The sequence below is a fragment of the Caulobacter sp. GW821-FHT09B08 genome, assembly GCF_059418225.1.
This window is the reverse complement of sequence record NZ_JBWKPL010000001.1, coordinates 548,726-571,568: the sequence shown is the minus strand read 5'-3', so window position 1 is coordinate 571,568 and position 22,843 is coordinate 548,726. Positions and strand designations below refer to the sequence as shown.

Annotated in this window: 23 protein-coding genes; 12 read left to right on the top strand and 11 right to left on the bottom strand. The window is 69.5% G+C overall.

What is annotated here, in order from left to right:
• Positions 1–41 precede the first annotated feature (41 nt).
• Positions 42–473: an Lrp/AsnC family transcriptional regulator gene (locus tag AC07OA_RS02680; RefSeq protein WP_494662213.1), complete on the top strand. Its 432-nt coding sequence runs from the start codon at positions 42–44 to the stop codon at positions 471–473.
• A gap of 282 nt (positions 474–755) precedes the next feature.
• On the opposite strand, the gene AC07OA_RS02675 is transcribed toward AC07OA_RS02680, so the two are convergent.
• From AC07OA_RS02675 to AC07OA_RS02665, 3 genes are all read right to left on the bottom strand, one after another.
• Positions 756–1,229: a GatB/YqeY domain-containing protein gene (locus tag AC07OA_RS02675; RefSeq protein ID WP_494662212.1), complete on the bottom strand. Its 474-nt coding sequence runs from the start codon at positions 1,227–1,229 to the stop codon at positions 756–758.
• A 62-nt stretch (positions 1,230–1,291) separates the two neighbouring features.
• The gene (locus AC07OA_RS02670; RefSeq protein WP_494662211.1) at positions 1,292–2,461 is read right to left on the bottom strand and encodes an MFS transporter; all 1,170 of its coding nucleotides are present in this window, start codon (positions 2,459–2,461) and stop codon (positions 1,292–1,294) included.
• Positions 2,462–2,758: 297 nt separating this feature from the next.
• Positions 2,759–3,304: a helix-turn-helix domain-containing protein gene (locus AC07OA_RS02665; RefSeq protein WP_494662210.1), complete on the bottom strand. Its 546-nt coding sequence runs from the start codon at positions 3,302–3,304 to the stop codon at positions 2,759–2,761.
• Positions 3,305–3,485: 181 nt separating this feature from the next.
• Between AC07OA_RS02665 and AC07OA_RS02660 the strand changes: the two genes are divergently transcribed.
• Positions 3,486–5,609 (top strand): alkaline phosphatase family protein, encoded by a 2,124-nt coding sequence (locus tag AC07OA_RS02660; protein WP_494662209.1) that lies wholly within the window; start codon positions 3,486–3,488, stop codon positions 5,607–5,609.
• Positions 5,610–5,792: 183 nt separating this feature from the next.
• On the opposite strand, the gene AC07OA_RS02655 is transcribed toward AC07OA_RS02660, so the two are convergent.
• Positions 5,793–6,908, bottom strand: coding sequence for an NADH:flavin oxidoreductase (locus AC07OA_RS02655; protein WP_494662208.1), 1,116 nt, complete (start codon positions 6,906–6,908; stop codon positions 5,793–5,795).
• Positions 6,909–6,981: 73 nt separating this feature from the next.
• Positions 6,982–7,548 carry a MarR family winged helix-turn-helix transcriptional regulator gene (locus AC07OA_RS02650; protein ID WP_494662207.1) on the bottom strand — a complete coding sequence of 189 codons (567 nt, stop codon included), beginning with the start codon at positions 7,546–7,548 and terminating at the stop codon, positions 6,982–6,984.
• A gap of 129 nt (positions 7,549–7,677) precedes the next feature.
• Between AC07OA_RS02650 and AC07OA_RS02645 the strand changes: the two genes are divergently transcribed.
• From AC07OA_RS02645 to AC07OA_RS02635, 3 genes are all read left to right on the top strand, one after another.
• Positions 7,678–8,007, top strand: a complete 330-nt coding sequence (locus AC07OA_RS02645; protein ID WP_494662206.1) for a PadR family transcriptional regulator — start codon at positions 7,678–7,680, stop codon at positions 8,005–8,007.
• Between the two features lie 13 nt (positions 8,008–8,020).
• Complete coding sequence (locus AC07OA_RS02640; RefSeq protein WP_494662205.1) at positions 8,021–9,016, top strand: HAAS signaling domain-containing protein; 996 nt, start codon at positions 8,021–8,023, stop codon at positions 9,014–9,016.
• A gap of 497 nt (positions 9,017–9,513) precedes the next feature.
• Complete coding sequence (locus tag AC07OA_RS02635) at positions 9,514–10,620, top strand: cell wall hydrolase (RefSeq protein ID WP_494662204.1); 1,107 nt, start codon at positions 9,514–9,516, stop codon at positions 10,618–10,620.
• Here AC07OA_RS02635 and AC07OA_RS02630 read toward each other — a convergent pair.
• The gene (locus AC07OA_RS02630) at positions 10,580–11,389 is read right to left on the bottom strand and encodes an SDR family oxidoreductase (protein ID WP_494662203.1); all 810 of its coding nucleotides are present in this window, start codon (positions 11,387–11,389) and stop codon (positions 10,580–10,582) included. The genes AC07OA_RS02635 and AC07OA_RS02630 overlap by 41 nt on opposite strands.
• Before the next feature lie 120 nt (positions 11,390–11,509).
• Positions 11,510–11,689, bottom strand: a complete 180-nt coding sequence (locus AC07OA_RS02625) for a YegP family protein (protein WP_291871498.1) — start codon at positions 11,687–11,689, stop codon at positions 11,510–11,512.
• Between the two features lie 142 nt (positions 11,690–11,831).
• Between AC07OA_RS02625 and AC07OA_RS02620 the strand changes: the two genes are divergently transcribed.
• A complete protein-coding gene (locus AC07OA_RS02620) occupies positions 11,832–12,395 on the top strand; it encodes a DUF1003 domain-containing protein (protein ID WP_494662202.1) in 564 nt (187 codons plus the stop codon).
• 133 nt (positions 12,396–12,528) lie between these two features.
• On the opposite strand, the gene AC07OA_RS02615 is transcribed toward AC07OA_RS02620, so the two are convergent.
• Entirely contained in the window at positions 12,529–13,500 is a 972-nt protein-coding gene (locus tag AC07OA_RS02615; protein ID WP_494662201.1) for a GlxA family transcriptional regulator, read from the bottom strand.
• A gap of 91 nt (positions 13,501–13,591) precedes the next feature.
• On the opposite strand from AC07OA_RS02615, the gene AC07OA_RS02610 reads away from it, so the two are divergent.
• The 3 genes from AC07OA_RS02610 to AC07OA_RS02600 all read left to right on the top strand — a co-directional run bounded on the left by AC07OA_RS02610 (position 13,592) and on the right by AC07OA_RS02600 (position 15,766).
• Positions 13,592–14,290: a DJ-1/PfpI family protein gene (locus AC07OA_RS02610; protein WP_494662200.1), complete on the top strand. Its 699-nt coding sequence runs from the start codon at positions 13,592–13,594 to the stop codon at positions 14,288–14,290.
• Positions 14,291–14,563: 273 nt separating this feature from the next.
• Entirely contained in the window at positions 14,564–15,004 is a 441-nt protein-coding gene (locus tag AC07OA_RS02605) for a DUF2147 domain-containing protein (protein ID WP_494662199.1), read from the top strand.
• 144 nt (positions 15,005–15,148) lie between these two features.
• On the top strand, positions 15,149–15,766 hold the full coding sequence (locus tag AC07OA_RS02600; RefSeq protein WP_494662198.1) for a hypothetical protein: 618 nt from the start codon (positions 15,149–15,151) through the stop codon (positions 15,764–15,766).
• On the opposite strand, the gene AC07OA_RS02595 is transcribed toward AC07OA_RS02600, so the two are convergent.
• Complete coding sequence (locus AC07OA_RS02595) at positions 15,763–16,485, bottom strand: glutathione S-transferase (RefSeq protein ID WP_494662197.1); 723 nt, start codon at positions 16,483–16,485, stop codon at positions 15,763–15,765. The two genes, AC07OA_RS02600 and AC07OA_RS02595, sit on opposite strands and share 4 nt — an antisense overlap.
• Positions 16,486–16,625: 140 nt before the next feature.
• The gene (locus AC07OA_RS02590; RefSeq protein WP_494662196.1) at positions 16,626–17,996 is read right to left on the bottom strand and encodes a S41 family peptidase; all 1,371 of its coding nucleotides are present in this window, start codon (positions 17,994–17,996) and stop codon (positions 16,626–16,628) included.
• 137 nt (positions 17,997–18,133) lie between these two features.
• Between AC07OA_RS02590 and AC07OA_RS02585 the strand changes: the two genes are divergently transcribed.
• On the top strand, positions 18,134–18,742 hold the full coding sequence (locus AC07OA_RS02585) for a phage baseplate assembly protein V (RefSeq protein ID WP_494662195.1): 609 nt from the start codon (positions 18,134–18,136) through the stop codon (positions 18,740–18,742).
• A 211-nt stretch (positions 18,743–18,953) separates the two neighbouring features.
• On the opposite strand, the gene ygiD is transcribed toward AC07OA_RS02585, so the two are convergent.
• Positions 18,954–19,727, bottom strand: coding sequence for a 4,5-DOPA-extradiol-dioxygenase (gene ygiD, locus AC07OA_RS02580; protein WP_494662194.1), 774 nt, complete (start codon positions 19,725–19,727; stop codon positions 18,954–18,956).
• Positions 19,728–19,941: 214 nt separating this feature from the next.
• Between ygiD and AC07OA_RS02575 the strand changes: the two genes are divergently transcribed.
• Positions 19,942–21,570, top strand: coding sequence for an ABC-F family ATP-binding cassette domain-containing protein (locus AC07OA_RS02575; RefSeq protein ID WP_494662193.1), 1,629 nt, complete (start codon positions 19,942–19,944; stop codon positions 21,568–21,570).
• Between the two features lie 108 nt (positions 21,571–21,678).
• The gene (locus AC07OA_RS02570; protein ID WP_494662192.1) at positions 21,679–22,842 is read left to right on the top strand and encodes an acyltransferase family protein; all 1,164 of its coding nucleotides are present in this window, start codon (positions 21,679–21,681) and stop codon (positions 22,840–22,842) included.
• Position 22,843 lies beyond the last annotated feature (1 nt).

Genomic DNA, 22,843 nt, shown 5'->3' with positions numbered 1-22,843 from the left:
GCCGCCAAAGTTTCGGCGAAACGCAGGTCTGAGCCGACGAAATGCCTCTGGATGCCATCGATAGCAAGCTGATCGCCGCCCTGAAGGACAACGGCCGGGCCTCGACCGCCGATCTGGCCCGCCGCGTCGGCCGCTCGCGCACCACCGTGCAGAGCCGGATCGAGCGGCTGGAGCGCGACGGGGTGATCCTGGGCTACGGCGCGCGCCTGGCCCCCGACCTCGAGCACGGGGCGGTGCGCGTCCACGTGATGATCAAGATCGGTCCCAAGGAGGCCCGCGCCGTCGAGGCCGCCCTGCGCGCCATCCCGCAGGTGCGGCTGCTGCACTCGGTCAGCGGCGACTACGACATGATCGCCGTGGCCGCCACCGCCTCGGTGGCCCAGATGGACGAGGTGCTGGACCAGATCGGCCACGTGGCGGGCGTGGAGCGCACGACCTCGTCGATCATCCTGTCGACGAAGTTTGATCGGTAGGGGCGCCCTTGAGCCGCCTCGATCCAGGTTGCTTCTCAGCCACGCGCTAAAGTCGGCTTTCGACCCGTTTCGGACCAAGACCCTCTCCCCTTGCGGGAGAGGGTGGCCCCACGAAGTGGGGTCGGGTGAGGGGTCTCTCAGAACTCTCCGGACAGGGCTTTCGACCCCTCATCCGACCTGCTTCGCAGGCCACCTTCTCCCGCAAGGGGAGAAGGATTCATGTCGACTCATCACCCCTAGCTGACACCTCGGTGATCGGCTCGGTGGGGCGACGCCCTCCGTCTAGGCTCTGGCCAACGCGCTGGCCGCCTTGCCGTCGTACTGGCCGCCGAAGTTGGCCTTCAGGTGGGCCATGATCGCGCCGACGTTGGCGTCGGGGTTCTGGACCCGGAAGTCGTTGATGGCCTCGCGCAATTGCGCTTCCGTCATCTGCTTGGGGCCATAGGAGGATAGAATCGCCAGTTCGGTTTCAGCCGCCTTGGTCCGCTCGTCCACCTTCGAGACATCGCCGTCGGCTTCGACCCGTCGCGCGCGTTCGGCCGCGAGGTTTTCCAGCGTCAACTTCGTGTTTTTCAAGAACTTCGCGACGGTTGCGACGACTTTCTCGTCGGTGACTTCGGTCACGCCGCGCTTGAACTCTTCGGTCGTGATCTGGGTAGCTTCGCCGATCAGCGTGGTGAGCAGGTCGGCCTTCAGGCGGTCGCTCGCCTTGCGCGCCGCCAGTTGGTCAGCCTTGAGCTCGTCGAGCAAAGCCATGTCGCGGTCCTTTCAAGTCACTCTGTTCGGTCGTGCTGTAGTGGGGGACGGGAGACAGCCGTTCAAGAGCCCATCCGCTCGGCCGCCAGGATCGCGGCCAGCATGGCCAGGGCCAGAAGGCCGGCGACGACGCCCAGGCCCTGCCAGCCCCACACCCCGACGACGAGGCCCCCCAGGGGCGGGCCGATCAGGGCGCCGCCGGCGCCGAACTGGGTGATCAGGCCGTTGGCGGCGGCGATGCGGGGATCGTCGGGCGCGCGGGCCCCGGCCAGGACCGGCAGGCGGGCGAAGACCAGGGACGAGGCGATCCCGCTCAGCAGCAGGGGCAGTGCGGCGACGCAGGCGACCGCCGCCGTCCGTCCGGCGATCACGGCCGGGTGGAAGATGAACGGCGTGGCCAGGGCGGTCAGCACCAGGGCGGGGATGATGGCGACCACCACCCGGCCCGGCCGCGCCCCCGCCGCGTGCAGGATGCGCACGGCCAGGACCGAGGCGGGCAGGGCGGTCAGCGACACCAGGCCCGTGGCCAGGCTGGCGGTCGACAGGCTGGCCCCCGCCCGCTCGACCAGGAAGCTGGGCAGCAGCATGGTCACCGCGCAGACGAAGACGGTGTAGAGGCCGAAGCCGAAGGTCAGGACCACGGCCGCGCGGTCGGGCCAGACGATCCGTCCGCCGCCGGCGGCCACCGACGGCTGGCGGAAGGCGGCCGGCAGGCCCAGCAGGCACAGTCCGGCCCACAGCAGCAGGGCCGCGCGCGGGCCGCCGATCTCGATGGCCAGGCCGGTCACGCCGCTGCCGATGGCCACGCCCACCGGCACGAAGGTGCTCCACAGGGCCAGGGCCGCGCCCCGGATGCGGTCGGGGGCGACGGCGGCGATCAGGGTGGGGGCGGCGATGACCACCAGCACATAACCCAGCCCCTCGACGGCCCGGGCGGCGAAGAGGACGGCCACGTGGGTGGCGAAGGCCTCGGCCAGGCTGGCGGCCAGCAGGACCAGCAGGCCCGTGGCCAGGAACCGCCGTCCGCCGAACCGGCTCAGGGCCAGGCCCGCGACGACGCCCAGGGTGGCGCCGCCGATCTCCAGCAACGAAGTCAGCAGGCCCGCCTGGGCCAGCGACAGGTGGAAGGTCTCGCGCAGCACCGGGGCCAGCACGGCGATCTTGGGCAGTTGCGCGGCGGCCAGCACCCCGATCAGCCAGAGCGCGACGATGTTCAGCCAGGTGCGAAGCATGGCCGCTGTCTAGGACCGCGCGCGACTCGGGGACACGTAAAAATTATGCGTGGTGGGCGGATCGACATTCAGTCGCGGCCTATCCCCCAAAACCGCCGTCATTCCCGCCCCTGTGGCGGGAACCCCTCTGTCCGCCGCAGGTGCGGATGTGTGGCGCGCCAGCGCGCCAAGGCGCTTCACGTGCGGGCTGTACCAGGGGTTCCCGCCACAAGGGCGGGAATGACGGTTGAAAGGGAGAGATTCCGAGGCTGTCGGGCTAGGCAAGCGCTGAATGTCGATAGGGCCTAGGCCGCGACGTCAGGAAAGCGTGGTGGCCAGGCGCGCGACGCGGCCGTCGGCCAGGGGCAGGGTCTCCCATTGCAGCACGCTGGGCTGGATCGGGATCTCGCGGCTGGCGTTGGCGCCGGTGCGGAAGCTCGTCCGCTGGTAGGGCCGCTCGAACCAGCCGTCCGCCGCCAGGGTCGCCTCGGCCCGGGCGATCTCGGGACTGGCGAAGCGCCAGAGCGACACACCCATGAAGTCGCCCGGATCGACCCGCCAGGTCGCCGCGCGGGCCGGCGAGACCGCCAGCAGCCGGTGGGTGGCGTCGCAGACCAGGTGCACGGGCAGGGCCGAGGTCTCGACCAGCCGCCGCAGGGCCGCGTCGCCACGATGGTCGGCGCGGGCGGCGACCAGGGCCAGGATCGCCTCGCGGTGGGTCTCGTCGGGCTCCTGCGCGCCGCTCTCCCAGCGCGAGACAGTGGCCTGCGACACCGCCAGGAGCTCGGCCAGATGGCCCTGCTTGACGGCGTTGAGGCGGCGGAACCGGCGCAGCGCCCGCCCGACGGGAAGATCGTTCGGCATGGCGCCAGGGTAGCGGCTGGAGCCCTCACGGCCAAGGGCGAGGTCCGAGACGGCTGTTACTTGACTCCCGCGCCGCCTCGCCCCTTAATCTCCTCATACGAGAATTATCTCCGCACTAAATCCTTGAGAGTGGTTGGCGCGGAGCCTCCGCCCGCGCGCCGCAGAGCCGTGGGAGGAATGCATGTCGTCGACGCCGACAATCGATCACGTGGTCGTTCTGATGCTGGAGAACCGCTCGTTCGACAGCATGCTGGGCTGGGCCTACCAGACGGGAGCCCCCTCCCAGGTGATCCCGGCGGGCAGCAGCCCCAACTTCGACGGCCTGCAGGACGTGAAGCTGGACACCTTCTTCAACAACGCGACCAATCCGTCGGTTTCCAGTCCGCCGATCAAGGGCGCCTCGGGCTGGACCTCGCCGACCATCGATCCGGGCGAGGAGTTCGAGCACGTCAATCTGCAGTTCTTCAACACCACCACCTTCCCGCCGCCCAACGCCGCCAACATGCTGGGCTATGTGCAGGACTTCGTGGAGGTGATGACGGCCCTGGGCCTGGACACCAGCGCCATCGTCGCCGCCGCGCCGCAGGTGATGCAGACCTACACGCCCCAGCAGCTGCCGGTGCTGAACCAACTGGCCGAGGCCTATGCGGTCAGCGACGCCTGGTACGCCTCGGTCCCGTCCCAGACCAATCCCAACCGCGCCTTCCTGATGTGCGGCACCTCGCTGGGCCTGACCAACAACGGCCAGCTGGAAGACCCCAATTCGCCGGCCAAGGCCATCGAGGACCAGCTGGGCATGCTGGTGGGCGACGACCGCTTCGACGCCCCGACCATCTTCAACGCCGTGGACGCCGCCGGCCGGGGCTGGAACGTCTTCTGGCAGGCGCCCTATCTGCCGCAGAAGATCTCGACCCTGCTGGAGTACGGCGGAACCCTGGCCAAGATCCTGGCCGTGGTCGATCCGCCCGTCGGCATCGCCCTGCTGGCCGCCTGGGAGGCCTTGCAGCCCTATGTCAGCTACCTGCAGGGGCTGACCGATGGGTCGCTGGGCTCCTGCTACACGTGGCGGCTGTTCCCGCAGATCCAGGGCCTCAAGAACGCCTCCAGCAAGTTCCAGTCGCTGGACCAGTTCCACAAGCTGGCCCAGGCGGGGAACCTGCCGGCCTTCAGCTATATCGAGCCCTATTGGACGATCTCGCAGACCACCATGGCCAGCCAGTCGTCCCTGCCCAAGGCGCTGATCACGGCGCTCGGCAACGACTACCACCCGCCCAGCAATCTTTTGGTCGGCGAGCAGTTCGTGAAGGAGGTCTATACCAGCCTGATCTCGCACCAGGACGCCTGGCAGAAGACGCTGTTCCTGATCACCTTCGACGAGTTCGTCGGCACCTTCGACCACCAGACCGCGGGCCTGGCCGAAGGCCTGGTGCAGCCGCCCTGGGGCTCGGGCACGCCGCCGGCCCTGGCGACCCAGAACAACTTCAACTTCGACCGGCTGGGCGGCCGCGTGCCGACCATCGTGATCTCGCCCTGGGTCCAGGCGGGCACGGTGTTCCGCTCGTCCACCGACACGCCCTACGACCACACCTCGATGATCGCCACGGCCCTGAAGCTGCTGGGCGGGTCCAGCCAGCTGTCGCAGTTCGGGTCGCGCGCCGAAAACGCGCCCACCTTCGAGGGGCTGCTGAACCTCTCCAAGCCGCGCACCGACGCCACCAATCCCGCCTTCATGGACAAGACCCGGAAGAACGGCGACCCGGTGAACTACGGCGACAGCTTCCTGCTGAAGAACCAGAACGGCCACCACCTGACGGCCTTCCAGGCGGCGACGAAGGTGTCGGTCCCGGGCCTGCCCAGCGGGGCCATGGGCATGGCGGTCGACATCGGCCTGGCGGCCCTGTTCCCGACCCTGGGCCAGGGCACGCCGTCGCCCATGAGCTTCCTGACGCCGTCCCCCCTCGCCTCCGGCCAGGTGCCCGACCAGGCCCAGGGCTATCTGATCTCGCGCGAGACGGGGCTGATGGCCGCCGACGCCCTGGGGGCGTGGGCCGACTCCCACGACGTCTATTACTACACCCCCTACTTCACCAGCGACTACGCGCCCAATCAGACCTGGACGATCAAGAACCACAGCCGGCCGGGCCATTCGATCCAGTACGGCGACCAGGTGACCCTGATGAACCAGGCCTATTCGGGCCAGGGCCTCTGCAAGGACGGCCGGCCGTTTGAGGGCAACTGGATCACCACCTCCAGCAGCTACGACACCTGGACGGTGGAGCCGGCGCCAGTGACCTTGCCGAGCTGAGGGGGCGGCATTCGATCGTCCTCCCTCTTCTCGTCGTCATTCCCGCCCTTGTGGCGGGAACCCCTTGTTCAGCTTGCAAATGAAGCGCCTTGGCGCGCTGGCGCGCCACACCTCCGCACCTGCGGCGGATAGAGGGGTTCCCGCCACAAGGGCGGGAATGACGAAGGTAAAAAGAAGCACCGCTCACACGAACGCGGCCAGAGCCTCGCCCGCGAACGGTTTCATCCCCGCGTGGTCGCCGTCGCGCACCTTCACCGCCCAGTCGGGATCGGTGATCAGGGCGCGGCCGACGGCGATCAGGTCGAACTCGCCGCGCTCCATGCGGGCGATCAGCCCGTCCAGGCTGGTGGGCGTCGAGCGCTCGCCGGCGAAGACGTTGATGAAGTCGCCCGACAGCCCCACCGAGCCGACGCTGATGGTCGTCGCCCCGGTCAGTTTCTTGGCCCAACCGGCGAAGTTGAGGCCCTCCTCGCCGTCGATCTCCGGAAATTCCGGCGTCCAGAACCGGCGCTGCGAGCAGTGCAGGACGTCGACTCCGGCCTCGACCAGGGGAACCAGCCAGTCGGCCATCTGGCCCGGCGTATGGGCCAGGCGCGCGGCCAGGTCTTGCTGCTTCCACTGGCTGACCCGCAGGATGATCGGGAAGTCCGGACCCACCGCCGCGCGGATGGCGGCGATCGTCTCGGCGGCGTAGCGCGAACGGTCCTTGATCGAGGCGCCGCCGTAGCGGTCGGGGCGCTGGTTGGTCCCGTCCCAGAAGAACTGGTCCACCAGATAGCCGTGGGCGCCGTGCACCTCGAGCGTATTGAAACCCAGCCGCTTGGCGTCGGCCGCCGCGCGGGCCCAGGCGGCGACGGAGTCGGCGATGTCCTCCTGCGTCATGGCCACGCCGGAAGGCTGGCCCGGCTTGACCAGGCCGGACGGGCTCTCGGGCGGCCGGTCGCGGTCCCAGCCGGCGGTCAGGCTCTCGATCGAGCCGGTGTGCCACAGCTGCGGCCCCATGGCGGCGCCTGCGGCATGGACGGCGTCGATCACCGCCTTCCAGCCGTCCAGGGCCGGGCCGTGGAAGAACGGCACGCCCGGATCGTTGCGCGAGCTGGGCCGCTCGATCACCGTCCCCTCCGACAGGATCAGCCCGACCTGGCCCTCGGCCCGGCGGCGGTAGTAGTCGACGTGCGGCCGGCCGGGCAGACCGCCGTGGGCGAACGAGCGGGTCATGGGGGCCATGACGATCCGGTTCTTCAGAGCCAGGGACTTCAGGCGGAACGGTTCGAACAGCACGTCGGGGGCGGTCGACACGGGCGCTTCCTCGCGGAGTTTTTCGTTGCGGGAAGCATGGGAGGGCCGGGGGCGGCGGGCAAAGCCGAACTGTTCAACCCCCTAAAGGACTGGCCCCTGAAGGATCGCCGCGCGAGACGGGCAGGAAGTGACGGTCCATGGCGGTGTGCAGGTCGCCCAGCACGCGGCCCAGCACCTGCTGGTCCCCCTGTGGCAAGTCGCGGAAATGGCGCACGAACCGGCCCTCGCGCTCGATGGCCGCGCCGATGGCCAGCACCGTCTCCGAGCCCTTGGCGGTCAGGCGCAGCAGGGTGGCGCGGCGGTCGCCCGCGCCGCGCTCGCCCGTCACCAGGCCCAGGTCCGTCAGCTTGCGGATGCGGGCGGTCAGGGCGGCGTTGGTGACGTTCAGGGCCAGGGCCAGGTCGGTGGGCCGCAGCGGCCGCTCGGCGTCGATCATCAGGGCGCCCAGCAGGTGGAAGTCGGCGATGCTCAGGCCATGCCGCCCGGCGGTGCGGTTGAGCTCGGTCTCGACCAGCTGGGCCACCCTGGCCAGGTGCCACATCGGCCCGAAGTGGGCGACGTCCAGGCCCAGGGCGCCGAAGAAGGCGCGGCCGGCTTCCAACTGGTCGACCGGGGCGCGGGGCTTGGGATCTCTGCTCATCGAGCCAGGATAGCGGCCCCGCGCGGCGGCGACAGTCCCGAACGGCGTTCGGCGATTTGACTCTCGATTGACTGTGTGTCACACAGTGTATGTCACACACCAAGTGGCGCACACCATGCGACGTACACCATGCCTCAAGACGCCGACATTTTCGAAACCCTGCGCCAGGAGCTGCGGCGCGGGACCCTGATCCTGGCGGTCCTGGCCCAGCTGCAGGTCGAGCGCTACGGCTACAGCCTGCGCCAGGCCCTGGCCGAGGTGGGTCTGGAGATCGACGAAGGCGCCCTCTATCCGATGCTGCGCCGGCTGGAGAGCCAGGGCCTGCTGACCAGCGAGTGGCGCGAAGAGGACAAGCGCAAGAAGCGCTTCTACCGCCTGTCGTCCGAGGGCGTGGCCGTGCTGGCCCGCCTGTCCGCCGAATGGCGGACGATGAACGACACCCTGCAAAACCTGATCTGAGAAAGGACCGGTCATGGACCTGCTCGACCGCTACCTGGCCGCCGTCGCGGCCCTGCTGCCGAAAGACCAGCGCGAAGACATCGTCGCCGAGCTGCGCGACATCCTGCTCAGCCGCATGGAGGAAGAGGAGGCCCGGCTCGGGCGTCCCCTGACCCGCGCCGAGACCGAGGCGGTGCTGCGCGACTTCGGCCATCCGATCGCCGTGGCCGGGCGCTATGGCCCCACGCGCACCCTGATCGGGCCCGAGCTCTATCCCTTCTACATGTTCGCGGTGAAGGGCCTCCTGATCCTGGCGGCGGTGGTCACGGCCCTGCCACAGGCGGTCTCAGTGATCATCGGCGGCCAGGAGGTGACGGCCGGCGTCTCGCATTTCCTGTCCGACTTCCTGACCGCGGCCATGATCTTCATCGGCGCGGCCACCGTCGTGGCGGCCGGGATCGAGCGGGGCTGGATCCCCACGGGCCGGCTCATGGGCTGGAGGGTGTCGGACCTTCCGCGCCTGGACGGCCGGAAGAACAAGCTCCTCAAGTCGCGCTTCGAGGCCTCGTTCGAAGTCTCGGCCCTGGCGCTGTTCATCCTGTGGTGGACGGGCGCGGTGGAGGCGCCGTGGTCGACCGCGATCGGCAAGCAGGGGCTGTACCTGGCCCCGGCGGCGATCTGGACCAGCCTGCACCTGCCGATCCTGCTGCTGGCCGTCTGGCAGCTGGTCGCCAGCGTGATGACCCTGGTCCGTCCCGACTGGGTCCGGGCGCGGGCGGGCCTCTACATCGTCGCCGATCTGGCGGGCCTGGCCCTGGCGGTGATCCTGTGGCGGACCGGCAGGCTGGTGGAGGTGCTTTCGCAGGGTTCGGGACCGAACCCGACCGAGGTGGCGGGCCTGCAGACCTCGCTGGACCTGTCCTTCCACATCACCGCCGGGATCATGATCGTGGTCCTGATCTGCAAGACCATGGGCAGCGTCTGGCAGCTGGTGAAGGGGGCCCCGGCCGAGCGCGGCGCCCTGGCCTAGGGGATATCCTGATTTTTCAAAGGCGACCCGCCGGAGCCCCTCCGGCGGGTCGCCGCTGACGCTGCGTTAACCTCTGTGGCGCCCCTCGAAAAACTGCCCGAAAAGCAGTCACTATGTCCTGCGAGACAATTCGAGGGCGCGTTAGAGTAACAGTGTCGCGCGGACGGGATTCCGTAGAGAGCGACCCGGCCGAAGTCTTCGTGAACGGCTCAATATTCGTCCCGAAGGCGAAATTTGGGACTGTCGCGTTTTTTCGTTGGAATCAATGCATTAACCATTCGATCTGTCGCGCGGGGCGGCAAAGTTCAGGGTGCGGCGCCGCGTGCGCTTGCGACTCGTGGCCTGATGCGTCATAAGGCGGTCATAAGCAGGACTTCGGCCACCATCGTGAACCGGCCGAACCTCCGCTTTCAGAGCGGCCCGACAGTAGTTTTTCCGGGTTTCTGAGGGCGTTTTTGTCGGGGGGCGCACCGCCCTCGCCGCGCAGGACACGAGTTTTGAATATCAAGTCGCAGACGTGCGCAGACGCGCGCGCGCTGATCGGCGCTGTTTTGGTCGGATCCGCCACGGGTCTGGCTCTGGGCGGCGTCTACCTCGCGGGGGGCATGGCCCAAGCCGCGCATCAGCACGCTCGCGTTTCGCGCCTGGCCGACGGCGCCGAGGGGAATTTCTCCGACGCGGCGCTGTATTCGGCCGCGTCGCGGATGGACGCCGGGGCTTTGGCTATCGCCCGCCGTCACGATCCCTACACCATCTCCGGCGACGCCCAGCGCGACCGCCAGTCGGCGCTCCTGGTCGAGCGCCTGGAACAACGCCGCGCGTCCGACGATGACCGCCCGCCGATGATGCTGCGCGCCAGCTTCGGCGGGGCCTTCAATCCGGCCGTCGCGCCCTTCCGCCTGACCAACGCCCTGGAAAGCTCGCGTGAACTCGAGTGCCTTTCCGAGGCGGTCTATTACGAGGCCCGCGGCGAGACCCCGAGCGGCCAGGCGGCCGTGGCTCAAGTCGTATTAAACCGCGTGCGCCACCCTTCGTTCCCCAAGTCGATCTGCGGCGTGGTGTTCCAAGGGGCCTCCAACCGGGGTTGCCAGTTCAGCTTCGCCTGCGACGGCTCCATGCGCGGCCGCCGCGAGCCGGGGGCCTGGAACCGCGCCCAGAAGGTCGCCGCCCGCGCCCTGTCGGGCTCGGTGATGAGCGAGGTCGGCGCCGCCACCCACTTCCACACCACCGGCGTCGCGCCGGGCTGGGGTCCGCGCCTGATGCGCGTGGCCCAGGTGGGCATGCACGTGTTCTACCGCTTCGGCGGTCGCTCGGGCGCGCCGGACGCCTTCAGCCGCACGCCGCGGCCGTCGACGGCCGACGAGCTGCCGGGCGTGACCTTGGCCAGCAACGCCGACGGCGCCGCCCCGATGCGGGTGGCCAGCGCCCTGACCGTGGTCTCGCCGGCGCCGCAAGCGCCGTCCAGCGGCCTGGTCGCGGGCGGCATGGGCGGCCCGGCCGGTCCGGTCTCCGAGCCCGCCTCGGCCCCGGCCATGCACCCGACCAAGACGTCGAGCGAAGCGATCAAGTCCGCAGGGGCGATCGCGACCGGAGCTGCTTCCTGACGGCTCCGGGCATGTGACTGCTGGCGAAGCGCATCTGCTTCGCCCGCTTGCCCACGAAGTAATGCAGGTCCTTCCCGTGGACGGCGCGCCAGATCACCTCGGCGGCGTCCTCCACGGGATAGACCGGCAGGCCGCCCTCGCGCAGGGTGTCGGCCATGTTCTGGTTTGAGCCCGGCGCCCCGGCGTTGAGGATCGGCGTCTCGACGAACCAGGGCATCACGCAGGCCACGCTGACCCCGTGCGCCTTCCACTCGATATCCAGCGCCTCGGACAATCCCCGCACCGCGAACTTGGTGGCCGAATAGACCGCCAGGCTGGGCGAGCCGTAGAGGCCCGCGCAGGACGAGATGTTGATCAGCCGCGATCCGGGCGTGGCCTTCAGCCAGGGCAAGGCGGCGCGGGCCCCGGCGATCACGCCCTTGACGTTGATGTCCAGCTGCAGATCGATCTCGGCGTCGTCGTGGCTCTCGAACGGGCCGAACTTGGCGACCCCGGCGTTGTTGAGCAGCACGTCCAGCCGCCCCTCGGTCAGCCGGGCGAAGTCGGCCAATACGGCGGTCCACGAGGCGCGGTCGCGCACGTCCAGCTTGAAGATCGCGCCGTTGGCCGGACCGATGGCCACCAGGGCCGCCTTCAGCCCCACCGCGTCGATGTCTGACAGGCCCACGAACCAGCCCTCGGCGGCGAACCGCTTGGCGGCGGCCAGGCCGATGCCGCTGGCCGCGCCGGTGACGAACACGGCCTTGCGACCGTCCGCGGTGGCGTTCATGGCGTCCCTCCCGTTTTTGTTTGTTATCACCGATCAGACGCCGGGAGGGCGAGGCGGTCAAGGGTGGTGGCTGGGGTTGGGGACACGCGCGAGCGCATGTCCCCGTCCCAGGATCGATCTTTAGTCCGTCTGGTCGTCGACCTCGGCGTCCGGCCCGTTCTTCTTGATCGACTCGATGGCGTTCTTGGCCGAGGCCTTGGAGCTGTAGCCCTCGGTCCAGAAGATGCTCTCGCCGTTGTAGGTGAAGTAGGCGACGAACTCGCCCGCCTTGTTCTTCTTGATCAGGAACTTGTGGGCCATGGGGATTTCTCCTTGTGCTCTGACTGCGTCGTCAAGCCGACGCGGGCAACCTCGACCCGGGGCGCGGAGGCGTCAATCGGGTGAGGCTTCCCAACGGCCCGGGAAGGCGTAACTTTTACAAACCTTCACATACCGAGCGCCCATGACCCCCGATCAACGCCTCGACCAGCTGTCGCGCGACCTGCTGGCCACGCCCTACGCCCAGCTCAACGCCATCCAGAAGAGCGTCATCGACCTGATCGCCGACGAGGCGCCCACCGGGATCAACGAGGCCCTGGTGTCCGACGATCGCGGCTTCTGGGATCGCCTGGCCGACAAGGTCGCGGCGGTCGGCGGCTCGTGGGCCTTCATCGGCGGCTTCTCGCTGGGCCTGGCCGTGTGGACGGGGCTGAACCTGGCGCTCAAGCCGTTCAACCTGGCCTTCGACCCCTATCCCTTCATCTTCCTCAACCTGATCCTGTCGACCATCGCGGCCCTGCAGGCGCCGGTGATCATGATGAGCCAGAACCGCCAGGCCAAGAAGGACCGGCTGAACGCCGAGCACGACTATGTCGTCAACCTGCGGGCCGAGCTGGAGATCATGCGCCTGCACGACAAGCTGGACGCCCTGCGCGAGCGCGAGATGGTCGAGATCTTGCGGTGCAATTCGGAGACGCTGGAGATCCTGAAGGCCCAGGTGGCGAAGATGGCCGAGGGGCGGGACTAGGAACCCCTCTCCCAGAGGGAGAGGGAGGGGCCCAAGCGAAGCTTGGGAGGGTGAGGGGTTTCGCCCTCGCCGATTTCACACGAACGCCCTGCCGGCACGCCGTCCGACGTTTTAACCCCTCACCCTCCCACCGCTACGCGGCGGGTCCCTCCCTCTCCCTCTGGGAGAGGGTTTTAGACAACCGCCTCAGCGCCTGGGGCGGTTGCCCGAACGCCCGCACGAAGGCGCGGCGCATGCGCTCCTGGTCGCCGAAGCCGGTCTCCAGGGCCACGTCCTCCACCTGCAGGGGCTGGCTGTCCAGCAGGGCGCGGGCGGCCTCCACCCGCAGGCGCTCGACCGCCTTGGCCGGGGTGGCGCCGGTCTCGGCGGCGAACAGGCGGGCGAAGTTGCGCGGGCTCATGGCCGCCTGGCGGGCCAGCTGCTCGACGGTGAGCGGCTCTCCCAGGTTCTCGCGGGCCCAGGCCAGCAGGCCGTCGAACCGCCCGCCGCGCATTTCCAGCAGGGCCGAGAACTGCGACTGGCCGCCCGGGCGGCGGTGATAGACCACCAGCTCCTGGGCGGTCTTGCGGGCGATGTCTTCGCCCAGGTCCGCCCCGATCAGGGCCAGGGCGAGATCGATGCCGGCGGTGATCCCGGCCGAGCTCCACAGCGAGCCGTCCTGGACGAAGATCCTGTCCGGCTCCAGCCGCACGGCCGGGTAGCGCCGCTGGAAGTCGGCCGAGCGCCGCCAGTGGGTGGTGGCCCGCCGCCCGTCCAGCAGGCCGGCGGCGGCCAGGACATAGGTTCCCGAACAGACGCTGGCGGTGCGCCGGGCGGTCGCGGCGGCGGCCCGCACGAAGGCCAGGGTGTCGGCGCAGATGGCCGGGGTGCGCGTGCCTTCGCCGCCCGAGACGATCAGGGTGTCCAGAGGCGGGGCGTCGTCGAAACCGGTGGCGCTCATCATCATGCCCGACGAGGAGATCACCGGCCCGGCTTCGCGCGCCAGCAGGGCCAGGCGATAGGCGCCGGGCGCGAAGCGTCCGGCGATCTCGAAGGCGGTGATCGGTCCCGCCACGTCCAGCAGTTGGAAGGCCGGAAAGACCAGGAAGCCGATGGTGCGGGTCATGGCGGGCTCGCTTGGCGCTTTTCGAGGGAACTATGTCATTTCAGCCTGACGCTAGGCGGGGGATGATCGGGCGTCAACAGGAGGGCTCCCCATGACCAAGCCACAGCCGTTCCACATCGTGTTCGCCCTGTTCCCCGGTGTCACCCACCTGGACTTCACCGGACCCCACCAGATCCTTTGCCGCCTGCCCGGCGCCCAGGTGGTGGTCGCCAGCGAGGCGGGCGGCGAGATCGAGGCCGACGGCCTGGTCTTCGCCCACCTGCCGCGCCTGGCCGACATCGAGCGCTGCGACCTGCTGTGCGTGCCCGGCGGCTTCGGCACGACGGAGGCCATGGCCGATCCGGCCTATCTGGATCAGCTGCGCCGGCTGGCCGGCATGGCGCGCTACGTCACCTCGGTCTGCACCGGCTCGCTGCTGCTGGGCGCGGCGGGGTTGCTGCAGGGCAGGCGCGCGGCCTGCCACTGGGCCTGGCGCGACCAGCTGGCCCTGTTCGGCGCCACGCCCGACCCGGCCCGGGTGGCGCGCGACGGCAATGTGTTCACCGGCGGCGGGGTGACGGCGGGCGTTGACTTCGCCCTGACCATCGTCGCCGAGATCGCCGGGGCGGAAACCGCCCAGGCCATCCAGCTGGCCGTGGAGTACGCGCCGGCCCCGCCCTTCCAGTCCGGCCGCCCCGAGACCGCTCCGCCCCAGGTGCTGGAACGCATCCAGGCCCTCTACGCCAAGGGCATGGACGAACGCTGGGCGGCGGCCCGGACGGCGGCGCAGGCGCTGGGCGCGGAGGCTTGAGGCGAGGCTCCCCGCCGCCCCCACACCCGTCATCCTCGGACTTGTTCCGAGGACCCGTCTTTCAGCGGGTTTGCCGTTTGCCGGACAGGCGCCGCACCCGCCGCGCGCGTCCTGAGATGACAGCCCGGCGGACACAGGGATCCTCGGAACAAGTCCGAGGATGACGGTGGAGAGAGGGAGTTCGCGTCAACGCGGAAATATCCCGAAAACCACCGTGACTTGATCCAGCCGCAAACCTGCACCAAAACGCTCCGGGGACTGGAGATGTCGCGCATGCGTTGGGTCAAATCGGTTATCGCCCTGCTGGCTGGCGTGGGAGCGCTGTCGGCGGCGCTTCCGGCCTCGGCGGACGACACCTTCACCTACGGCGTCTGGCGCAACCCCAAGAATTCGGTCCATGTCGAGATCAAGCCCTGCGGCGGCGGGCGCGCCTGCGGGGTCGTGGTGTGGGCCAACGACGAGGCCAAGGCCGACGCCAAGAAGGGCGGCACGCCCAACCTGGTGGGCCTGCAGCTGCTGCGCGACTTCGCCCTGCAGAAGAACGGCAGCTGGAAGGGCAAGGTCTTCGTGCCCGACCTCAACATGACCCTCGGCGGCACCGCCGACTTCCCCGACGCCACCACCATGAAGGCCAAGGGCTGCCTGCTGCTGTTCTGCAAGTCGCAGACCTGGCGGCGGGTGGACGTGGTGGCGGGCGGTTCGCCGTCGAGCTAGGGCGCTCCGAGCCTGACCAAGCCTGAGCTGTTCCAGCCAGATGTCGGCGCGACGGCTTGACCCCCCGTCTGCATGCCAACGGCTTTCGCTTGTAGGCGCTCGGGCTGACAGTAAGCTTGGCTTTGAAACGAGCGGGGGTATGACATGGCTGCGGTCGCGAGGCGTAACTTCACAGGTCGGCTCCTGGGCCTGACGGCGTTGGCCGCGACCATGCCGTCGCTGGCGACCGCGGGACAAACCGTGCCCTCGGCGACGCTCGTCTCCGACTTTCGGGCGATGTGCATGGCCACCGACGCCAGCCGGGAGGGGGCGCTCGCCGAGGCGGAAAAGCGGCATTGGGTCAAATCCCCGACGAAGGGCTTCGCCCGGGGCAATGAAACCTTCATCGAGGCCAGACGGTCAGGCGACAGGCTTCTGTTGGTGAGCGAAAATCCCGGCGACCTGTTGGGGGGCGACGGCAAGCAAAGGATCCGGGTCCGCTACAAGGTGTGCCAAGTCTTCGCGGCGGTCGATGATCCCAAGGCCGTGATAAGTTTCGCCGAGGGTGTCGTCGGGCCGATAGAGCCCTACAGCGCCGACAGGTTCGCACGGGAGTGGTTCTATTCCCGTACGGACGCGGGTCCCAGGCCGCTGCGCACCAACGGCGATGCTGTCGAAGCCGCCCGCGCCGGCCGTTTTCGCCAACTGATGGTCAGCGACGAGCAGACGCCGCACAAGGCGGAGAACACGGCATTGAGCTATACAGTGGTGGTCATGCCCTAGGCCGGATCCAGCTCCGGATAATGCCGGAAGATCCCCTCGGTGCTGAACGCGATCCGCCGGTCCGACTTCAGATAGGCCGCGATGTTGGGCCGCTTGGCCACCGCGTCGCGCAGGGCGAGCACGCGGCCGATCTTCGGCGCCAGCCGCTTCATGGCGTGCGGAAAGGCGTAGGTCAGCCCCTCGACCGCCTGGAACAACGACAGGTCGGCATAGGTCAGGGCCTCGCCGGTCAGCCAGCCACCCTTGGGCGCGCGCTCCAGCACCGTCTCGAACCAGCCCAGGTATTTCGGGATCCGCTGACCCCGAAACTCCTCGGCCCGCCGGGCGGCCTCGGCCTTCTGGTCCTCGTAATAGAGGCCCATGCCGACGGGGTGGTGGACGTCGTGGGCCTCGGCGACCAGGTCGGCGATGGTCAGCTGCAGCTGGTGGACCCACAGCTTTCCGGCCTCGGCCTTGGGCGCGAGATCGTGCCTCAGGCCCAGGTGCAGCAGGATGTTGGCCGTCTGGCCGATCACCAGGTCGCCGTCGACCAGGAAGGGCGGGGCGAAGGGCGGGTGGTCGCCCCGGTCCAGGTCGGCCATCAGGGCCGCCTCGCCGCCGCCGTCGGCCTCGTCGCCGCGCGCCACGTCGACATAGGCCGCTCCGGCCTCCTCCAGCGCCAGACGCACGAACTCGCCGCGCCCCTGTATCGTGGGCCAGTAATGCAGTTGGTAGGTCATGGGGTGGAAACAGCTGGGGGGCGCGAAAGGATGCGCCGAAAACCCCCTCAGTCGCTTCGCGACAGCTCCCCCTGAGGGGGAGCATTGCGCCGCGTAAATCCTCCCCCTCAGGGGGAGGTGGCCCAGAGGGCCGGAGGGGGTCAGCTCCGCGTCACCGGTCCCGGCGCCGAGTCCGTCTCGATCTCATCCATCAGCTCACGGATCATTCGCGCGTGACCCTCGGCCAGGTCGCCGGAGAACACCGGGCGGGCCACGTCGGGTGGCACGCCCACGGCCTCGAAGCGCTCGCCGCGCGGGTCGCGATAGATCTCGGCCGGCAGGGTCAGCATCCAGCCGTTGGGCAGGGGCTTGTTCAACTGGTCCGACAGCCCGCCGCGCGTGCGCTCGCCCACCTGCACCACATTGGGCAGGGCGCGCATGGCCAGGACGAAGGTCTCGCCGGCGCTGACCGTGACGTCGCTGGTCACCAGATAGACCGGGCCCGTGTAGCGGGGACCGCGCGCCGGATCGACGTGGAAGGCCTGGGGCGCGACGTCGGCCGCGCCGGCGGCGTTCTTGCTCCAGGCCAGGCGCGAGCGGTCGGCGAAGCGGCCGGCGATGCGCAGGCTGATGGCGTCGAAGCCGCCGCGATTGTTGCTGACGTCGACGATCACCGCCTTGGCGCCGGCAAAGGCGGCCAAGGCGTCGTCCAGGGCCTTGTCCAGGGCGGCCGGATCGTCGGGCGCGCCGTCCTTGTCGAAGGCGCCCATGGTCACGACGTTCAGATAGCCGACCTCGCCCACGCGGCCCCAGAAGACGCGGTTGTTGGCCACCTGGTGGCCCTTGCCCTTCAGCACCCCGTCCAGCACGCCGCGCCGATAGGCCTGCAGCCAGGCCTTTTCCGAGGCGGCGGGGTCGTCGGTCCGCGACTGGGTGCGCACCTTGATCAGGGTGGCGGCCTCGCCGCTCTCGAACGCGCGCTCGTCGTCGCCGCCCAGGGTGGCCTGCAGGCCCACGTGCGGATCGTCCAGACCGTCCATCAGCCCGGCCAGCACGTCGTAGAGCGCCGCGTCGTTGGTCGCCTTGGCGGCCGCCTTGTCGGCGATGCGGGCGCGGGCGGTCCAGTCGATGTGGCGGGTCTGGGACGAGGGGTAGAAGGCCGCGAAGGTGCGGGCGGTCAGGGCGGTGATCCGGCGCGGGGTCCAGTCGGTCTTGGCCGCGCAGGCCTTGGGCAGGACCGGCAGGCGGTCGAACACATAGACCGTGTCGGCCGGACCCGACGAGAAGGCGACGGTGTCGGGGCCCAGGGCCCGGCTGACGGCCAGCACCCCGTCCGGATCGGGCTCGGGGCGCGGATCGGGATAGCAGACCCCGTCGACGGCGTGGAACAGCCTGGGCTTACCGGCCTGGAACTGGACCACGTAGCCATAGCCGCGCGAGCGCCAGACGCCGTCCATGGCGGGCTGGGCCAGGGCCGGGGCGGCAAGCGTCGTCAGGGCGACGGCGAGGGTGAGGGCGCGACGGCGCGGCATGCGTGAGTTTCCCCTGGGATCGGCGAGAGCATCCGGTGCGTCGGGGCGGCAAGGCAAGCGCGGCTTTGGGCGTTCCGATTGCTCCAAGTCGCCGAATGGTGGAGCCTGGGCGCGGCTCGCTCGAAAGGACCCGCCGGATGGACGCGCCGCGCACGCACTACTGGGGCAAGTATCGCGGCAAGGTGGTCGATAACCTGGACCCGCTCTTCATGGGCCGCGTGCTGGCGGAGACGCCGGCGGTCCCGCAAGGCCAGCCGAGCTGGGCCATGCCGTGCGCGCCCTATGCCGGCCCCGGCGTCGGCGCCTTCGCCCCGCCGCCCATCGGCGCGTCGGTGTGGATCGAGTTCGAGGGCGGCGACCTGGACTATCCGATCTGGGCCGGCTGCTTCTGGGGTCAGGGCGAGGTCCCGCTGGCCGACGACGGTCCGCCGACCGCCGTGCTGAAGACCGACACCGTCACGGTGGTCATCGACGACCGGCCGGAGGTCGGCGGCTTCGACCTGTCGGTCCAGCCCGCGCTGGGCGAGCCGATCCGCATCGGCGCCGGAGACGAGGGACTGTCGATCACGGTCGGGCCGATCAGGTTCACCGCCCGCGACGGCCAGGTCACCCTCGTCTCGGAAGCCAACCTCTTGGCCCTGACCCCGGAGACCGTCACCCTGGCCGGGCCGTCGGCCAGCATCTCGCTGGTCGAGGACATGGTGCTGATCCGGGGGCGGATCGTCACCGGCGACGAGCTGGCCTAGAGCGGACCGGCATTCAAGCGCAGCCCGTCCCCCATAACGGCCGTCATTCCGGGCCTTGTGCCCGGAACCCCTGGTTCAGCTTGCACGTGAGGCGCAAGCGGTTCGCCGGCGAACCGCCCCATCCGCACCGGCGGCGGGCAGAGGGGTTCCGGGCACAAGGCCCGGAATGACGGAGCTTAAAAGATATGACGCAGCTGAATGTCGATCCGACCTAGCCGATCTTCACGCTGGTCATCGAGATCGCCGCGAAGACGTCGTCGGTGAGGAACAACACCGGCTCGCCCGCCGCCTGCGCGCCCAGCACGTAGAGCAGGGGCAGGTAGTGCTCGGCGCTGTTGATCGAGGCCTCGGCGTCGGGGCCGAGGCTCCGCCAGTCGATCAGCGGATCGTGGTCGCCGGCGGCGATCAGGGCCTTGGCCGTCTCGTTGAAGCGCGGCGCCCAGTCGGGGGTCTCGCCCGTGCGGAAGTTCACCGCCCGCAGGTTATGGACGATGTCGCCGCTGCCGACGATCAGCACGCCCTCGTCGCGCAGGGCGGCCAGGCGCTTGCCCGCCTCGTAGTGCCAGCGGTCGGGCCGGCCGCGATCCAGCGACAGCTGCACCACCGGCACGTCGGCGTGCGGATACATCGGCCGCAGCACGCCCCAGGCGCCGTGGTCCAGGCCCCGCGTGGGATGCTGGACGACAGGATCGGGCGACAGGATCTCGGCCACGCGCCGGGCCAGCGCCGGATCGCCCGGCGCGCCGTAGCGCACGTCGAACAGGGCCTGGGGGAAGCCGCCGAAGTCGTGGATGGTCTCGGGGGCCTCGGCCGCGCTGACCGCGCTGGCGCCCATGGTCTCCCAGTGGGCGCTGATCATCAGCACCGCCTTGGGACGCGGCAGCTCGGCGCCCAGCGCCGCCCAGGCGCGGCTCCAGTCGTTGTCCAGGATGGCGTTCATCGGCGAGCCGTGGCCGAGGAACAGGACGGGCAAGCGGGCGGTCATGGTGGGTGGTCCGATTAGATACTGTAGAAGTTACAGATGGGGTGCCGGTGGACGGGTGCAAGGTCCGGGATGCGGCTGGGGACACACGCATGCGCGCGGGGCCGTTAGTTCGCGCTCAAGATGGAGTGGGGGGACGGGCCTAATCGTCGCGCCTGGAATTTGGCGCCGCGCCAAGGCTGGCGTTCTTCTCCCGCGCGGGCTAGCAGACCGCCCCATGATCCGCCTCGACAACATCTCCAAGCAGAACGGCCACCAGATCCTGTTCATCGAAGCCTCGATGGGCATCCAGAAGGGTGAAAAGGTCGGGCTGGTCGGCCCCAACGGCGCCGGCAAGACCACGCTTTTCCGCATGATCACCGGCCAGGAGCAGCCCGACGACGGGCTGGTGGCGAGCGATCCCGGCATCAAGATCGGCTATTTCAGCCAGGACGTCGGCGAGATGTCGGGCCAGAGCGCGGTCGCCGCGGTGATGGACGGCGTCGGCCCCGTCAGCGCCCTGGCCGCCGAGATGGCGCAGCTGGAGGCGGTGATGGTCGACCCGGACCAGGCCGACCGGCTGGACGCGGTCATGGAGCGCTATGGCGAGGTGCTGGAGCGCTTCCAGGAGCTGGACGGCTATGCGCTGGAAGCCCGGGCGCGCGAAGTTCTGGCGGGCCTCAGCTTCAGCCAGGAGCGCATGGACGGCGACGTCGGCCTCTTGTCGGGCGGCTGGAAGATGCGCGTGGCCCTGGCCCGCATCCTGCTGATGCGCCCCGACGCCATGCTGCTGGACGAACCCTCCAACCACCTGGACCTGGAGAGCCTGATCTGGCTGGAGGCGTTCCTGAAGAATTACGACGGCGCGCTGCTGATGACCTCGCACGACCGCGCCTTCATGAACCGCATCATCGGCAAGGTGGTCGAGATCGATGGCGGCCAACTGATCACCTACTCGGGCGATCTGGACTTCTACGACCAGCAACGCGCTCTGACCGAGCAGCAGCGCCAGGCGCAGTACGAGCGCCAGCAGGCCATGCTGGCCAAGGAAATCAAGTTCATCGAGAAGTTCAAGGCGCGCGCCTCGCACGCCGCCCAGGTGCAGAGCCGGGTCAAGAAGCTGGACAAGATCGAGCGCGTCGAGGCCCCGCGCCGCCGCCAGACGGTGCAGTTCGAATTCCAGAGCCCGCCCCGCTCGGGCGAGGACGTGATCAGCCTGCGTGGCGTGCGCAAGGGCTATGGCGACAAGCCGATCTATGACGGCTTCGACTTCCTGGTGCGCCGGCGCGAGCGCTGGTGCGTGCTGGGCGCCAACGGCGCGGGCAAGTCGACCCTGCTGAAGCTGGTGGCCGGCGACGCCAAGCCCGACCAGGGCGCGGTCCACATCGGCGCCAGCGTCCGGATGGGCTATTTCGCCCAGCACTCGATGGACCTGCTGGACGGCGAGGAGACGATCTTCGAGTCGCTGGAGCGCTCGTTCCCGCAGGCCGGACAGGGCGCGCTGCGGACCCTGGCGGGCTGTTTCGGCTTCTCCGGCGACGATGTGGAAAAGCCCTGCCGCGTACTGTCCGGCGGCGAGAAGGCTCGCCTGGTCATGGCCAAGATGCTGTTCGATCCGCCGAACCTGCTGGTGCTGGACGAACCGACCAACCACCTGGACATGGCCACCAAGGAGATGCTGGTGGCGGCCCTGGCCGACTTCGAGGGCACCATGCTGTTCGTCTCGCACGACCGCCACTTCCTGGCGGCCCTCTCCAACCGCGTGCTGGAGCTGACCCCCGAGGGCGTCCACCAGTACGGCGGCGGCTATACCGAATATGTCGCCCGCACGGGCCAGGAAGCGCCGGGGCTGCATCCGGGCGGGTAGGGGCCCCTGTCACCCATCCGCGACAGCCGCCGCGCCTAAGCGCCCCGCCGCCTCCTTAAGCGCGTCGCGTGCTTTCCCGCGGGGCCGGGCTTTGTTAAGGCGGGGACCGTGAGCGCTTCCCCCCTTCCTCCGCAGTCGCCGCTGTCCGCCGAGCCTGTCGCGACCCCCGTCGCCGAGCGGCCCGCGCGCGTGGCCACCCGGGGCGGGGCGCTGGACCTGCTGCGGCTGCTCGCCTCGCTGCTGATCGTGCTCTACCACTTCGGCGCGGAAGGCCCGATGCGGATCGAGCGCTTCGGCCAGGTGTTCTCGCGCGGGTTTCTGGCGACCGACTTCTTCCTGATGCTGTCGGGCTACGTGCTGGGCCGGGCCTACGGCGCCTCGACCCTGACGGGACGGATCAGCCACGGGCGGTTCTGGGTGCGGCGGGTCGGACGCGTCTGGCCGGGGCACCTGGTGGTGCTGGCCATGATGGCCGTGCTGGTGCTGATCCTCAACGCCGTGGGCACCGACGCCCACAAGCCCTCGCGCTTCGCCTGGGACCAGCTGCCGGTCCAGGCCCTGCTGGTCCATGCCTGGGGCTTCAACAGCGACGGCTGGAACCTGCCCAGCTGGTCGCTGTCGGCCCTGATCGTCTGCTACGCGGTGTTCCCCTGGATCTGGCGGGTCGCCGACAAGGTGCGCTGGCCGTGGATCCTGCCGCTGGCCGGAGCCCTGGCCTTCGCCGCCTGCGAGGTGCTGGCGCGCAAGGTGTTCGACCACGCCCTGTCGGATCTGCAGTTCCGCTTCGGCGTGGTGCGGGCCCTGCCGCTGTTCACCCTGGGCGTCTGCCTGGCGCGGGCGGTGGAGATGAACTGGCCCTCGGAGAAGGCCGCGCGCGGCCTGCTGGTCGGCGGGGTCGTGCTGCTGGTGGCCATGCAGCCGCTGGACCGCTACGCCCTGCCCGACGAGCTGTGGTTCGACGTGCCCTGCCTGGCCGCCATCGCCGCCATCGTGCTGGGGGCCGGCCGCCTGCCCGTCAAGCATCCCCGCGCCTGGATCGAGGAGGGCGCCAAGCTGTCGTTCGCCCTGTTCATCACCCACATCTTCGTGGGCGTGATCTACTGGAGCGCGGTGCACAAGCTGATCGAGACCGTGCCGATCGGCATCGGCTGGCAATGGCTGATGTGGCTGGCCTCGTTCCCCCTGGCCATGGGCGCGGCCTGGGCGTTCCACACCTATATCGACCAGCCGCTACAGGACCGCCTGGCGCCGTGGCTGCGCGGGAAGCGGTAGG